At 70.8% G+C, this 14,800-nt stretch carries 11 protein-coding genes and 1 pseudogene; 7 read left to right on the top strand and 5 right to left on the bottom strand.

Annotated features, from left to right (window positions below; translation table 11 throughout):
* Nucleotides 1–141: 141 nt before the first annotated feature.
* Nucleotides 142–1,185 carry a hypothetical protein gene (locus ASG51_RS05850; RefSeq protein ID WP_056379687.1) on the top strand — a complete coding sequence of 348 codons (1,044 nt, stop codon included), beginning with the start codon at nucleotides 142–144 and terminating at the stop codon, nucleotides 1,183–1,185.
* Between the two features lie 126 nt (nucleotides 1,186–1,311).
* On the top strand, nucleotides 1,312–2,193 hold the full coding sequence (locus ASG51_RS05845; protein ID WP_082501493.1) for a hypothetical protein: 882 nt from the start codon (nucleotides 1,312–1,314) through the stop codon (nucleotides 2,191–2,193).
* 74 nt (nucleotides 2,194–2,267) lie between these two features.
* On the opposite strand, the gene ASG51_RS05840 is transcribed toward ASG51_RS05845, so the two are convergent.
* Together ASG51_RS05840 and ASG51_RS05835 are read right to left on the bottom strand one after the other, a co-directional pair.
* Nucleotides 2,268–3,251 (bottom strand): cation diffusion facilitator family transporter, encoded by a 984-nt coding sequence (locus tag ASG51_RS05840; protein WP_056214052.1) that lies wholly within the window; start codon nucleotides 3,249–3,251, stop codon nucleotides 2,268–2,270.
* A gap of 250 nt (nucleotides 3,252–3,501) precedes the next feature.
* Nucleotides 3,502–4,248, bottom strand: a complete 747-nt coding sequence (locus ASG51_RS05835; protein ID WP_056379685.1) for a glutaredoxin — start codon at nucleotides 4,246–4,248, stop codon at nucleotides 3,502–3,504.
* A 380-nt stretch (nucleotides 4,249–4,628) separates the two neighbouring features.
* Between ASG51_RS05835 and ASG51_RS05830 the strand changes: the two genes are divergently transcribed.
* Entirely contained in the window at nucleotides 4,629–5,066 is a 438-nt protein-coding gene (locus ASG51_RS05830) for an HIT family protein (RefSeq protein WP_056379683.1), read from the top strand.
* 1 nt (nucleotide 5,067) lies between these two features.
* Here the strand turns inward: ASG51_RS05830 and ASG51_RS05825 are convergent, their stop codons facing one another.
* The 3 genes from ASG51_RS05825 to ASG51_RS05815 form a co-directional block, all read right to left on the bottom strand.
* Nucleotides 5,068–5,481: a PilZ domain-containing protein gene (locus ASG51_RS05825; protein WP_056379682.1), complete on the bottom strand. Its 414-nt coding sequence runs from the start codon at nucleotides 5,479–5,481 to the stop codon at nucleotides 5,068–5,070.
* 135 nt (nucleotides 5,482–5,616) lie between these two features.
* The gene (locus tag ASG51_RS05820; RefSeq protein WP_056214039.1) at nucleotides 5,617–5,844 is read right to left on the bottom strand and encodes a hypothetical protein; all 228 of its coding nucleotides are present in this window, start codon (nucleotides 5,842–5,844) and stop codon (nucleotides 5,617–5,619) included.
* A 66-nt stretch (nucleotides 5,845–5,910) separates the two neighbouring features.
* Nucleotides 5,911–7,992, bottom strand: coding sequence for an NAD(+) synthase (locus tag ASG51_RS05815; RefSeq protein WP_056379679.1), 2,082 nt, complete (start codon nucleotides 7,990–7,992; stop codon nucleotides 5,911–5,913).
* A gap of 294 nt (nucleotides 7,993–8,286) precedes the next feature.
* Here ASG51_RS05815 and ASG51_RS05810 point away from each other — a divergent pair.
* The 4 genes and pseudogenes from ASG51_RS05810 (at nucleotide 8,287) to surE (ending at nucleotide 14,763) form a co-directional block, all read left to right on the top strand.
* A pseudogene (locus ASG51_RS05810) lies at nucleotides 8,287–11,563 on the top strand (DNA translocase FtsK).
* A gap of 126 nt (nucleotides 11,564–11,689) precedes the next feature.
* A complete protein-coding gene (locus ASG51_RS05805; protein WP_056379677.1) occupies nucleotides 11,690–12,631 on the top strand; it encodes an outer-membrane lipoprotein carrier protein LolA in 942 nt (313 codons plus the stop codon).
* Between the two features lie 81 nt (nucleotides 12,632–12,712).
* On the top strand, nucleotides 12,713–13,996 hold the full coding sequence (gene serS, locus ASG51_RS05800; RefSeq protein WP_056277771.1) for a serine--tRNA ligase: 1,284 nt from the start codon (nucleotides 12,713–12,715) through the stop codon (nucleotides 13,994–13,996).
* Nucleotides 13,996–14,763: a 5'/3'-nucleotidase SurE gene (gene surE / locus ASG51_RS05795; RefSeq protein WP_056216447.1), complete on the top strand. Its 768-nt coding sequence runs from the start codon at nucleotides 13,996–13,998 to the stop codon at nucleotides 14,761–14,763. The genes serS and surE overlap by 1 nt, the downstream gene beginning before the upstream one ends.
* The last annotated feature ends 37 nt before the right edge of the window (nucleotides 14,764–14,800 follow it).

Below are 14,800 nucleotides of genomic sequence, written 5' to 3'. Positions count from 1 at the left end.
CGGACGGGCCTGCCCAGGCATCCGGCTCGGCGCGACGGTCCGCTGCGAAGGGTTCGGAAGGTCGCGGTGTCTTCCTTGGTACAGGCATGTGTCAGGCCTGCCGGCCGGGCGATCCGAGCGGGTGTTCCTTAGGACCCAACGATGAGATTTTTCGTCAACAAGGATGTGAGTGGAGGGATTCACTTCTGGCTGGCGCCCGACAATCCGCGTGCGATCAGCAGGGTTTTCGTCTCCGTCGACGGGCGCCGGACCGCGGAACTGTCGGCCTGGATCACCGACGACAATATCCGCGCGAATGGCTGGCACTCGACCGGTCAATGCGTCTACATGATCACCGAGAAGGAATTGCCGGAGCTCGCTTCCGCGAACCGGATCGAGATCTTCGATGCCGATACGAACATCCTGATCTACCGGTCCATTCGGGAGAAGGTTTTCCTGCCGGCCAAGCTGATCAGCATCACCACGACCGTTCAGAAGAATACCTTCGTCGAACAGAACCTGTTCGATCTCTTCCAGTATAGCTACTTCAACGTCGACCGGCTTTCGGAAGAGGTCGTGCAGAGCATCATGCAGGGCCCCTGGCTGACGTCGTCGCTCATCACGGGGGCCGTGATCTTTCCCCGCTACGAGGTGTTCTTCCAGGACGACCATTGCGTGAGCGGCGTCCTCATCCAGGACCCCTTCGAGGAAATGGCCGCCCGCATGCGGTGGCTTCAGTCGAAGAAGGCGATCACGGACGACCCCGCGCAGAACTGGCGCCTGGGCGGGATGCTGGAATCCGTCCGCTTCGCGGCGGAGTACGATCTGTCGAACAGCCGAAACATCAAGCGCTTCCTGCGGATGCTGCCCGAGCCGTGCTACCGCTTCCTCTACAACCCGCTCTGCCGGCAATTCGGAACCCGCTCGCCGAGCGACCCGTTCGCGCCCGGCAACTCCATCGTCGCCATGGAGATCATCTCGCGGATCAAGGTCGTGGGGCACAGCGACTACACGAGCGAATATTATACCGCGCTCCTCGACCGCCTGGGGGTCGCTCCCATCGCGATGTCGCATCCGAAGCCTTCGGAGGACGTCCTCTCGCTCGCGGCCCTGTTGAGATCGGTCGACGCCGCGCGGGACATGGTCGCGTTCGACACGGTGATTTCCGATGCCGTTCGGCATGCCGTCGGAAAGAGCTGGCAATGATCGACGCCGGGGTCGCCGTTCGACGCTGGGCGCGGCGTGCCGGTCGAGGGCGGTCCGCGGGCCTCCCGGCCGTCCGGCTTCCCACCCATCCTGTGCCCGCGACGTTCTGAAAGCCCGACCCGAGCCATGTCCGAGGACGATGTTCATCGCGGTGTCGACGGATGGCTCTTTCTCGTCGGCGGAACCAACAGGGTCCTCGCCCAGACCCGAAAAAATCCCCACATCGACATCCAGCTTCAAGCTTGGCGGGATGTCTTCGCGCGTCGCTATCGTGCCTGTAAAAAAGCAGGGTGCGAGTATTTCACGATGATCGCGCCGGAAAAGATCTACATCTACGACAATAAGCTCGGAGATCTGTCGATCGATCCGCGATCGTCTCTCTGCAACCGCCTGCACCGGGGGCTGCTGTTCCATCCGATCCTGCGCCGATCCTATATCGAGCTGTCTCCGCACCTGCGCGCGCATCGCTCGGACGGCGATCTGTATCAGAGGACGGATACGCACTGGACGCTGGCGGGCTGCCAGATCGCCTATCGGCAGATCTGCCGGGCCTGTCGGGCGAGGGCGGTCGACGACTTCCACCTCAGGGAGCGCCGCCAGGAGCGGTCCGCCGGTGATCTCGGATCGAAGTTCGAGCCCGCGATCTCGGAAGATCGGACCTTCTACAGCCTGCAATCGGAGGCCACGCGGGTTTACGCGAACGCGAAGGCGTTGCTGTACGAGTCGCGGCAGACCGCCTCGCACCGGGGAATCCATCACGTCTATCGCAATTCCAGTGCGCGCGCGGATCCCCGGACGTTGATGCTGGTCGGCGATTCCTATGCGGACTTTCCCGCCGCGAGCCTGGTCGTCATGTTGGCCGAGACCTTCCGGGAGGTGCACTTCATCTGGTCGCCGGCGGTGGATTGGGCCTATTTCGCCCGCGTGAAGCCGGACATCCTGATCGGCCAGATCGCAGAGCGGTTTCTGCGCCAGGTGACGGCGGACACCTACGCGGTCGAGCCGTAGGCGCGCCACGGCTCCGGGCCCGAAGGCGCCGGTCCATCACCGGGGGCGGCCGAGAAGGCCGCTGACGTCCCCCGTCAGGCGTTGGCCGAGGCCGGGGCGGCGCCGAGGGCGTCCGGGGCCGGGGTCGCCCGGGCCTGGACCTCGATGAACACCCGCGTCACGTCGGGGCTGCGCGCCTTGAGCCGGGCCTCGACCCGGGAGACCATGGCCTCGATCGCACCGGCGCTGAGGGCGTCGTCCATGTCGAGGCTGACGTTCACGAGGACGTCGGACGGGCCGAGATGCTGGGTCAGCACGGTGTTGACGTGGTGGACGCCCGGCTCGTCGCGCACCACGGCGCGGATCGCCGCCACGAGCTCCGGGTCGGCGGCCTCGCCGATGAGGAGGCCGTGGGTCTCGATCATCAGGAAGGCCGCCATCCCGATCAGGATCAGGCCGATGCCGATGGAGGACCAGCCGTCGAGGGCGGGCATGTCGAGGACCCGGGCCAGGATCACGCCGGCCAGCGCCACCACGAGGCCCATCAGGGCGGCGACGTCCTCGGCCAGCACGGTGAACAGGGCCGGGTCCTTGCTCCGGCGGATGGCGGCGAGCGGCGGCCGCTGGCCCTTCTCCGCCCAGAACGCCTTCAGGGCCACGAAGCAGGAATAGCCCTCGGCCATCACCGAGAAGCCCAGGATCGCCACGTTCACCCAGAAGCCCGAGACGGGGTAGCCCCAGACCACGGCGTCCACCGAGGGCTCGGGGTGCTGGAGCTTGTGGATGCCCTCGTAGACCGCGAAGGCGCCGCCGCCGAGGAAGATGAACAGCGCGACGATGAAGGCGTAGAAGTACACCTCGCGGCCGTAGCCGAACGGGTGCTTCGCCGTGGCCGGACGCTGCGACCGCTTCAGGCCGATGAGGAGCAGGATCTGGTTGGTGGTGTCGACCACCGAGTGGACGCCCTCGGCCAGCATCGCCGAGCTGCCGGTGAGGAAGGCGCCGACGAACTTGGCCGCCGCGATGGCGAGGTTGGCCCCGGCCGCGGTGTAGATGGCGCTGGTGCTCTCGTGGGCCATGCGATGGCGATGCTCTCGGGGGGGATCGGTCGGACCTGCGGCGACGCGGGCCCGACCCGCCGCCAGGGCGCGGCGTTCGGACAAGCGTTGCCGCTGGGGCGAAGCGCATCCAACGCACGGGAGCCTCGGAAGGTTCTCCGTCCCCGACGGTTCCGCGCGGAATGATCCCTGGCCCGGCTCCGCGCATCGGGCCCTTCCTGGGGCAAGCCGCCGACGCCTCACCCCACCGAGGGATCGGGGGGCCGGAGGATCAGGACGCCATCACCAGCATCCAGAGGGCCATCCCGACCATAATCAGGTTCTCGGTCAGCGAGACGAAGCCGAGCGGCACGTTGCTCGATCCGCCGACGCAGGCGCATTTCAGTTCGCGCTTGTCGATGTAGACCGCCTTGAACACCGAGACCGCCCCCACCGTGCCGATGAACAGCGCCACCGGGATCGAGAGCCAGGACAGGGCCCCGGCCAGCATCAGGAGCCCGGCCAGCGCCTCGCAGAACGGATAGGCGTAGGCGTAGCGCACCCAGCGCTTGGCCAGGAGGTCGTAGCCCAGGAACATCGACGAGAAGCGCTCGATGTCCTGCAGCTTCAGGATCGCCAGCACGCACATGCTGAGGGCGATGAACCATTCCGCCGCCCGCACGGTGAAGGGGGAGCCGAAGGCCGCGTGGCTGGCGGCCGACGCCATCAGCGCGGTCATGGCGAAGACCGCGATCACGGGCGTGTAGGTCGTGGCCTGGGGGTCCGGAACGGACCGGCCGAGGTGCCGGCGCAGGTCGTCGTAACCGCCGACGCGCTGGCCGGCGATGAAGGTCTGCGGCGTGGTCTTCACGTCGTGCTCGGCCTTGAAGCGGTCGATCTCCTCCCGCGTCGTCAGCCAGCGGTCCTCGACCGCGAAGCTCTCGCGCTCGAGCAGGTCCTTGGCCTTCAGGCCGTAGGGGCAGGTGTGCTCCGGCATCACCATGCGGAACAGGGTGGCCGTCCGGGCGGGACTCGACATCTGGGGCTCCTCGACGGGTGACCCGGCCCGGGAGGCGGTTCGAAACTCCGCCGGGTCGGCCGCGCGGCGGGATGCACCGGCAGCCGGTGCGTAGATGGGGCTTCCCATGGTGGGAAGGTCAAGGGGGGTGCGAACGATTCGTTGCGGCGGAGGCGCAAGAAAGATCCTGGGTTGCAAAGGAGCGGCCCTTCGGCAGGCGTCCGACGCGACGTCCGTGCGGCGAGATCGGGGGGCGAAGCGCCGTGAGCGCCGAAACGGCGCGGTCCCACGGCGCGACCGCCCAGGTCTGGGACGAAGGAGGCCGGGATGAGGTGGACGGGGTTGGTCGGCCTGTGCATCGTGCGCGCCGACCCCGTCGAACCTTCACCGGAGCCGGCCGCATGACCGTCACGCCCGCCTATGATCCCGACAACGTCTTCGCGAAGATCCTGCGTGGGGAGATTCCCGCCGAGCGGGTCTACGAGGATGCCGACACCCTCGCGTTCATGGACGTGATGCCCCAGGGGGACGGCCACACCCTGGTGATTCCCAAGGCCCCGGCGCGGGGCCTCCTCGACGCCGACCCGGAGGCCCTCGCGGCCCTGGCGCGGACGGTGCAGCGCGTCGCCCGGGCGGTGAAGGCGGCCTTCGCGGCCGAGGGGCTCACGGTGTTCCAGTACAACGAGCCGGCGGGCGGGCAGACGGTGTTCCACCTGCACATCCACATCGTGCCGCGCTTCGAGGGCGTGCCGCTTCAGCGCCACACGGGCGGCATGGCGGACCGGGCGGTCCTGGCGGAGCACGCCGCCCGCATCCGGGCGGCCCTCGCGGCCGGCTGAGTCAGGCGGCGCCGCTCACCGGCGGGCTGGCGAGGAGCCGGCGCAGGGCGGCGTTCTCGGCCTCGAGTTCGCTGATCCGGCGCACCAGGGCGAGCATCGCGGCGGCCTCGTCCGCCGGGGGCGGAGCCGCGGCGGGCACGGACACGGGCACGGGCGCCGGCGCGGCCCCGTCCACGAAGGTGATGCCGATGCCGTCCGCCCGGCGCCAGCACAGGGTGGCGCGGTAGGTCCGGTCCTTCTGCGGAATGTAGAGATCGAAGCTCTCGGGCAGCGTCGAGGTCTCGGTCAGGGCGAGCCGGGCGCCGGAGGCGGACAGGTCCCGGACCAGGCAGTCCATGGTCGAGGCACCCTTGTTGAAGATGATCCGGCCCTTGAGGAAGGTCCTCAGGCGCGACTCCCTGCGATGCTCCGACATGCCGTGCTGCTCCACCCTGGGGCGGTCTCCGACTCCGCGTCCCATGCGGGGCACCCTGGCACGGCGCCCCTTAAGGAATGATCGCCGCGATGCGCGCGCGCGGCGGCGGACCGGATGCCGCGTTCTCCCTTCGGGTCAATGGAAGCGGCTGTCCATGGTCTGGAACAGGTAGAAGCCGTTGAAGCGCACGGCGGTCTCGGCCGCGCGGTCGTCGAAATCGGCCGGGGCGTCGCCCACCGCCGCGAGCTTGCCGCCGAAGGCCCAGCGGCCGTTCCCGAGGAAGGGCGGCACGGCGCGGCTCTCCGGCACGGCGCAGCACAGGCCCTCGATGCTCCTGAGGCAGAAAACGTTGTAATTCTGCATCGGTCAATCTCCGATTCGCCCACCCAAGCTACGCCCTAAGCGGGCAATCGGACAGCACTGTGTCGATCAGGTCTCCGGAACGTTACGGGCGAGGTCTTCGAGCCAGGGCCGGGCGCTTCCATCGGAGGGCGCGCGCCAGTCGCCGCGCGGCGACAGGGAGCCCCCGGCCGAGACCTTGGGGCCGTTGGGCAGGGCGGAGCGCTTGAACTGGCTGAAGCCGAAGAAGCGCTGCAGGAAGACCGCGAGCCAGCGCCGGATCTCTCCCAGGTCGTAGGCGCCGCGCTCGGAGTCCGGGAAGTCCGGCGGCCAGGACCCGGTGCCCGCGTCGCCCCAGGCGTGCAGCGCCAGGAAGGCGATCTTCGCGGGCGGGAAGCCGTAGCGCAGGGTGTAGGACAGGTTGAAATCCTGCAGCGCGTAGGGGCCGATCACCCCTTGCGTGCTCTGCGGCGTCGCGCCCGCGTCCACCGGGACCAGCTCGGGCGAGATCTCGGTGGCGAGGATCGCCCGCAGGGTGACGCCGACCTCCGGCCCGACCTGGCCCGAGGCGATGACCCAGCGGATCAGGTGCTGGATCAGGGTCTTGGGCACCCCGGCATTGACGCCGTAATGGCTCATCTGGTCGCCGACGCCGTAGGTGCACCAGCCGAGCGCCAGTTCCGACAGGTCGCCGGTGCCGATCACGAGGGCGCCGTTCTGGTTGGCGAGGCGAAACAGGTAGTCGGTGCGCAGGCCCGCCTGCACGTTCTCGAAGGTGACGTCGTAGACCGGCTCGCCGCGTCCGAACGGGTGGTCCATCCCGGTGAGCATCACGGTGGCGGCCTCGCGGATGTCGATCTCGCGGGCGGTGGTGCCGAGCGCCCGCATCAGGGCGTGGGCGTTGGTCTTGGTGCCCTCCGAGGTGGCGAAGCCCGGCAGGGTGTAGGCCAGGATGTTTGTTCGCGGGAGGCCGAGCCGATCCATGGCCTTGGCCGCGACGATGAGGGCGTGGGTCGAATCGAGGCCGCCCGAGACGCCGATGACGACCTTCTTCGTCCCCGTCGCCTCCAGGCGCTGGGCGAGGCCCGCCACCTGGATGTTGTAGGCCTCGTAGCAATCCTGGGCGAGGCGGGCCGGATCGGCGGGCACGAAGGGGAAGCGCTCGACCGTGCGCCGCAGGCCGAGGTCGCCGGCCGGCGGGTCGAGCCGGAAGGCCACCCGGCGATAGGTCGGCCCGCGGGGCGCGGCACGGCCCGAATCGTCGAAGCTGCCCATCTGGAGCCGCTCCTGGGCGAGGCGGCCGAGATCGATGTCGGCCAGGGTCATCACGGGCTCGGACGCGAAGCGCGGCCCCTCGGCGAGGCGCTCCCCGTTCTCGTCGATGCTGGTCTGCCCGTCCCAGGAGAGGTCGGTGGTGGATTCGCCGGTGCCGGCGGCGGCGTAGACGTAGGCGCAGAGGCAGCGCATCGAGGCGGCCCGCGTCAGCAGTGCGCGGGAGTCCGCCCGGCCCACCGTGATCGGGCTGCCCGACAGGTTGGCGAGCACGGTGGCGCCGGCCAAGGCCGCGTCGGTGCCGGGGGAGGCGGGCACCCAGAGGTCCTCGCAGACCTCGACGCCGAGCACCAGATTGGGCACGTCCGCGGCGGCGAACAACAGGTCGGTGCCGAAGGGCGCCTCCAGGCCGGCGACCCGGATGCTCTCGCCCGCGATCCCGGCGCCGGAGGCGAAGTGGCGCTTCTCGTAGAACTCCCGGTAGGTCGGCAGGAAGCTCTTCGGGATCACCCCGAGGAGCCGGCCGCGGTGGATGGCCAGGGCGCAGTTGTAGAGCCGGTGGCCCCAGCGCAGGGGCGCGCCGACGACGAGGACGGGCTGGAGCGCGGCCGAATCCGCCACGAGGCGCGCCACCGCCGCCTCCACCGCCTCGAGCACCGTGACCTGCAGGAACAGGTCCTCGATGGCGTAGGCCGAGACGCAGAGCTCCGGGAACACCGCCACGGCGACCCCGGCCTCGTCGCACGACCGGGCGAGGGCGAGGATGCCTTCAGCGTTGCGGGCCGGGTCGGCCGGGTGGCTGCGGGTGGTGCAGGCGGCGACCCGGGCGAAGCCGTGCCGGTAGAGGGAGCGGAAGCCGGGATCGGCCGGGGCGGACGTGGTCGCCGAGGGACTGGGCAAGGGGCGGGGCTCCGGACTGATCGCGCCGCACCTTAACCCCTGCCGCCATCCGCCTCCAGCGCAAGGGTTCGGCGGCGTGCCAAGGGGCCCAGCAAGGGGCCCAGCAAGGGGCCCGGCGAGGGGCCGGGCGAGGGGGCTCCGGGTTCGACGGGCGCGGTTCGGTGGTCCCGGTTCAGGCGATCGGGCCTCGGTCGCGCGGTCAAATCAAGCGTCTGTTAACGACGATGCCCCTAACTCAGCGCTGAACCGCGCCGCTCCCGGCGGCGGACCCGTTTTGAGTACATCCGGCCAATCATGCGCGCATCGGGACGGCTCCCCTACTCCCATCGTGATCCTTCGCGCCCCGTTCGCGGCGGCGACCGCCTCGGCCTGTCGATCGGCGCCCTGGCGCACCGGTTGATGAACCTGCGGGCGACCCTCTCCCGCCGCCTCGCCGGCCCGCCGCAGCGGCCGGACTACACGGTGGCGGCCACCCGCCCGACCCCGAGCTGGATGACGAGCCCGCAGGCCCTGGTCGGCCGCAACGAGGTCGGCCTCGCCTTCCGGCCCGCCCCCGCGATCCAGGCCTGGCCGGCCCAGGTCTTCGACGACCGCGCCACCCTCGACATGATCCCGCGCCGCGCCGCCCCCGCGGTCGGGTTCGACGACGGCCAGATGGAGGCCGACACGCCCGCGCCCCGCGTCCTGATCCGGACCCCGCGCCGCCCGGCCGCGATCATGCCCGAGGCCGGCGAGGCCCCGGCCCCTGCCGCGGCGGCCCCGGCCGGACCGGCCGTGCGCTACACCCGCACCCCCGATCCCGTCCTGCACGAGCGCCGCCAGCGGGCGCTGGACGCCGAGCGCGCCGCCCGCGCCCAGGCCCATGCGGAGGCCGAGGCGGAGGCCCTGCGCCTCCAGGCCGAGCAGGACGCGCTCCGGCTCGAGGCCGAGGCGCGGGAGCAGGCCGCCCGCGCGGCGCAGGCGGAGGCCGAGGCCCTGGCCGCCCAGGTGCCCGAGCCCCTGTGGCGCCAGCCCTTCGTCGCCCCCCCCGGCGTGCGCTTCTTCCGCAGCCCGGACCGGCGCCAGGTCCGTCCCGACCCGGAGGCTCCCGCCGCGCTCGCGCCGGAGCCCGCGCCGGTCGAGGCCGTCCCTGTCGAAACCTCTCTCGCCGAAACGTCTCTCGCCGAGACCGCCCTCGCAGACACCGCGCCCGTCGAGACGGCCGTGATCCCCGACGATCGCGACTGGTCGGACGTGCCGGACTGGTCCGAGGTCCAGGCCTGGTTCGACGGCCGCGACGGCGCCGCCCTCGACGCCTGGTCGGCGATCCAGGCCGAGCCCGCCCCGCTGCCGGCGTCCGAGATCGCCGCCTCCGAGATCGTCCCCTCCGAGATCGCCACCGCCGAAAGCCCCGTCTCCGAGCGCGGGGCCTTCGACGGCGCTGCGGCACGGGTCGAGCCCGCGGCCTCCGCCCCGGCCGACGCGACCGCCGAGACGGCGCCGGCCCGGGCGGGCTACCGCCTGGAACACCTCGTGCGGTTCGAACCCTTCGGCCCGCCGCGCCCGGTCGAGGGCCAGGACAACGCGGTTCCGGGGGCGGCGCCGGTCCGTCCCACCCCGCTCCACGCCATGGCGGCCCGCGCGGCGATCCGCGCCGGCCGTCCGGCCGCCCCCGTCGGCGCTGCGGCCCTGGTGGCCGCCCCGATGGTCGCGGCTCCGCTTCCGGCCCCCTCCCCTGCCCTGCCGGGGGCGATGCCGTTCGTGCCGGTCGCGCCCTTCGAGCCGGCGCCTGTCGTCCCTGCCCCCGTCGTCCCTGCCCCCGTCGTCCCTGCCCCCGTCGTCCCTGCCCTTGTCGCGGCGGCGCCCCGGGCGGCCGAGCCCGCCTTCGTGCCGACCCCGATCCCGGCGCGCCCGGTGCTGCTGCGCAATCCCAAGGGCCTGTCCGCCCCCGAGCCCGAGATCGAGGCTCCGACGCCCGTCGCGTCAACCGATTCGGTCGCGTCGACCGACGCGGTCGAGGGGTCCGTCCCGGTCGAGGCCGAGGCGTCCGCCCCCGCGGCGGAGGCCGTCGCGGCGCCGGAGGTCCCGGCCGTCCACATGCCGCGCGCGATCCTGCCCGAGCGCCCGCTCCTCATCCCGGCCGGCCGGCACGTGCCGATGTCCTTCGTGGAGAACGCCGACTACGAGCACCCCGCCCTCGACCTCCTGGCCGAGCCGCCGCTGAACGAGACGGAGGAGGTCGATGCCGACGTGCTGGAGCAGAACGCCCTCAACCTCCAGCAGACGGTGCAGGATTTCGGCGTGCGCGGCGACATCCTGGCCGTGCGTCCCGGACCCGTCGTCACCCTCTACGAGCTGGAGCCGGCGCCCGGCACCAAGTCGAGCCGCGTGATCTCGCTCTCGGACGACATCGCCCGCTCGATGTCGGCGGTCTCCGCCCGCGTCGCCGTGGTCCCCGGCCGCAACGTCATCGGCATCGAGCTGCCCAACGACACCCGCGAGACCGTGTACCTGCGCGAACTCCTCGCCTCGGCCGATTTCGGGATGAGCAAGCACAAGCTCGCCCTGTGCCTGGGCAAGAACATCGGCGGCGAGCCGATCATCGCGGATCTGGCCAAGATGCCCCACCTGTTGGTGGCCGGCACCACGGGCTCGGGCAAGTCCGTGGCCATCAACACCATGATCCTGTCGCTCCTCTACCGGATGAAGCCGGAGGAGTGCCGCCTGATCATGGTCGACCCGAAGATGCTGGAGCTCTCCGTCTACGACGGCATCCCGCACCTGCTCTCCCCCGTCGTCATCGACCCGAAGAAGGCGGTCATCGCCCTCAAATGGGCCGTGCGCGAGATGGAGGAGCGCTACAAGAAGATGTCCAAGATCGCCGTGCGCAACATCGACGGCTACAACGCCCGCATGGCGGAGGCCCGGGCCAAGGGCGAGACCATCACCCGCGAGGTCCATACCGGCTTCAACCGCGAGACCGGCCAGGCCGTCTACGAGACGGAGGAGATGGACCTGTCGGCGCTGCCCTACATCGTGATCGTGGTCGACGAGATGGCCGACCTGATGATGGTGGCGGGCAAGGACATCGAGGGGGCGATCCAGCGCCTGGCGCACGCGCGTGCACGGGCCGTTCTGCTCCGATGCGGAGGTCGAGAGCGTGGTCGCCCACCTCAAGCGCCAGGGCCGACCCTCCTACCTCGAGGCCGTCACGGCCGACGACGGCAGCGGCGACGAGAAGCCCGCCAAGGGCGCGAAGGCGGACAAGGCCGACCGCGCCGAGAAGGTCCAGGCCGCCGAGATCGAGGACAGCGACGCCCCGATCTTCGACGCCGGCGCCTATGCGGGCAGCGGCGGCATCGATCCCGGCGCCGAGCTCTACGACCAGGCGGTGCAGGTGGTGATGCGCGACCGCAAGGCCTCGACGAGCTACATCCAGCGCCGCCTGCAGATCGGCTACAACCGCGCCGCCTCCATCATGGAGCGGATGGAGATCGAGGGCATCGTCGGCCCGGCCAACCATGCCGGCAAGCGCGAGATCCTGATGGAGGGCGGCCACGCCGCCTCCGGCATGATGGATTACGACGACTGAGCCGGATGGCGCGGGTGGGGCGGTGGCCGTCCCACCCGTCGCATATTCGCCACAGGGCGGGCTTCTAAGCGGGCACCACCCGCACTCGATCCGCACGCCTACGCATCGCCTCAAGGGAGCGTCCCGATGATCGGCCGCCGTCACCGCCTCGCCGCCGGTCCGCTGCTCGTCCTGGCGGCGGGCCTCGCCCTGCCGCAGCCGGCCTCCGCCCAGGTCTCCTCGTTCCTCGACGGCCTGTTCGGCCGCAAGGAGCAGCCGGCCCCGGCCCCCGAGCCGGAGCCCGAGCCCGCCCCGGCGGCCCCCGCCGCCGCGCCGAAGAAGCCCGTGGCCCAGGCGCCGAAGCCGGCCAAGCCGGCGGACAAGGTGGCGGCCGACAAGGCGGCTGCGGCCAAGGCCGCCAGGGCGGAGCCCAAGACCACCGATCCGAAGGCCGTCGATCCGAAGGCTGGCGCCAAGGTCGCGGCCGTGGGCGCGCCCGCAGCGGCCGCCGTCGCGGTCGAGGCGGACGACGCCACTGTGATCGCGCAGGCCAACGCCTACTTCAACGGCATGACCACGCTCACCGGCAGCTTCGTCCAGATCGGCCCGGACGGGCGCCGCATCGGCGGCAAGCTGACGCTCGCCAAGCCCGGCCGCCTGCGCTTCGACTACGACCAGCCCTCCCCCCTGGAGATCGTGGCCGACGGGACCTCGGTGGCGGTCAAGGACCGCAAGCTCGGTACCCAGGACCTCTACTTCATCTCGCAGACGCCCCTGAAATTCCTGCTGCGCGACAAGATCGACCTCGCCCGCGATCTCTCCGTCACCGACGTGGCCAACGATCCGGGCGGCCTGCGCATCGCCCTGGAGGACCGCTCGACGCTGGGCGGCACCTCGAAGATCCAGCTCTTCTTCGACGCCGAGGTGAAGACCCTCAGCCAGTGGCGGATCACCGATCCGCAGGGCTACCAGACCACGGTGCAGCTCACGAACCTGCAGAAGGGGCGCCCCGTGGAGGGGAACCTGTTCTTCATCAATTACGGGCGCGCCGAGGACAAGGCGGCCGAGCGTCAGATCCGGGCGCAGTAGCGGGGCAGATCACCCGGCCGCGCTTGTCGGGCCGGGGCCGATGCGGCTAAGCGTCGGGCTCGCATCGTACGAGCCGAGCCCATGCACGACATCCGCGCCATCCGCGACAATCCGGACGCCTTCGACGAGGCCCTGCGCCGCCGCGGGCTGGCGCCACTCGCCGCCGAGCTGATCGCCCTGGACGACGCGCGCAAGTCCGCGATCTCGGCCGCGCAGGGCAACCAGGAGCGCCGCAACGCGCTTGCCAAGGAGATCGGCGGCGCCAAGAAGGCCAAGGACGAGGACCGGGCGCAGGCGCTGATGGCCGAGGTCGCCCGCCTGAAGGAGGAGGCCCCGGCCCTGGAAGCCGCGCAGGCGGAGGCGGCGGCGACCCTCGACGAGCGCCTCGCCGCGATCCCGAACCGCCCGAACCCGGAGGTGCCCGAGGGCGCCGACGAGCACGGCAACGTGGAGTACCGGCGCTTCGCGGCGCACCGGCCCCAGCTCGCCACCGGAAAGCAGCATTTCGAGATCGGCGAGGCCTCGGGCCTGATGGATTTCGAGGCCGCGTCCCGGATGTCCGGGGCCCGCTTCGTGGTGCTCAAGGGCCAGCTCGCCCGCCTGGAGCGGGCGCTCGGGCAGTTCATGCTCGATCTGCATACCGGCGAGCACGGCTACACCGAGGTGGCGCCGCCCATCCTGGTGCGCGACGAGGCGATGTTCGGCACGGCGCAGCTGCCGAAGTTCCGGGACGACCAGTTCCAGGCGGGCGAGCACTGGCTCATCCCCACGGCGGAAGTCCCCCTCACCAACCTCGTGCGCGAGAGCATCCTGCGCGAGGAAGAGCTTCCCCTGCGCTTCACCGCCCTCACCCCGTGCTTCCGGGCCGAGGCCGGCTCGGCGGGGCGGGACACCCGCGGCATGCTGCGCCAGCACCAGTTCAACAAGGTCGAGCTCGTCTCGATCACCCATCCGGAGCAGTCGGCCGCGGAGCACGAGCGCATGCTGGGCTCGGCCGAGGCGGTCTTGAAGAAGCTCGACCTGCCCTACCGGATCATGACGCTGTGTACCGGCGACATGGGCTTCGCCTCCCAGAAGACCTACGACATCGAGGTCTGGATGCCGGGCCAGGAGACGTTCCGCGAGATCTCGTCCTGCTCGGTCTGCGGCGACTTCCAGGCGCGGCGGATGAACGCGCGCGTCCGCGCCCGGGATGGCAAGGCGGTGAATTTCGTCCACACCCTCAACGGGTCCGGCGTGGCCGTGGGCCGCGCGCTCATCGCCGTCATGGAGAACTACCAGAACCCGGATGGCAGCGTCACGGTGCCGTCGGTGCTGAAGGCCTATATGGGCGGGATCGACCGGATCGAGGGGTTCAAGAGCTGATGCGCATTCTCGTCACCAACGACGACGGCATCCACGCGCCGGGGCTCGAGACCCTGGAGGGGATCGCCCGGGCCCTCTCGGACGACGTCTGGGTGGTGGCGCCGGAGACCGACCAGTCCGGCGTCTCGCATTCCCTCTCGCTGAACGACCCCCTGCGTCTGCGCCAGGTCGCCGAGAAGCGCTTCGCCGTGAAGGGCACGCCGTCCGACTGCGTGATCATGGGCGTGCGCCACATCCTCAAGGACCACGGGCCCGACCTGGTGCTCTCGGGCGTCAACCGCGGCCAGAACGTCGCCGAGGACGTGACCTATTCGGGCACCATCGCGGCGGCCATGGAGGGGACGATCCTCAACGTGAAATCGATCGCGCTGAGCCAGGCCTACGGGGCCGGCGGGCGCGGCGCCATCAAGTGGCACTGCGCCGCCGAGCACGGCCCCGGGGTCGTCCGCAAGATCCTCGACATCGGCATCGAGCCCGGCATCGTCGTCAACGTGAACTTCCCCGATTGCGAGCCCGGGGAGGTCCTGGGCACGGCGGTGACGGCGCAGGGCTTCCGCAACCAGGCCCTGCTCCAGATCGATGCGCGCCAGGACGGGCGCGGCAATCCCTATTTCTGGCTCGCCTTCGCCAAGGCGACGTTCCAGCCCGGCCACGGCACCGACCTCAAGGCCATCGCGGAGAAGCGCATCTCGGTCACGCCGCTGCGCCTCGACCTCACCGACGAGCCGAGCCTGACGCGCTTCGCGCAGGGTTTTTCGGAGGTTTAGCAATCGTTTTGCTCAGCCCGATGCGGCCCTCCTCCCC

Source organism: Methylobacterium sp. Leaf465, assembly GCF_001424705.1.
Lineage (GTDB): Bacteria > Pseudomonadota > Alphaproteobacteria > Rhizobiales > Beijerinckiaceae > Methylobacterium.
Note: the sequence above shows the minus strand (reverse complement) of the source record. Positions and strands in the feature narration are given on the sequence as shown.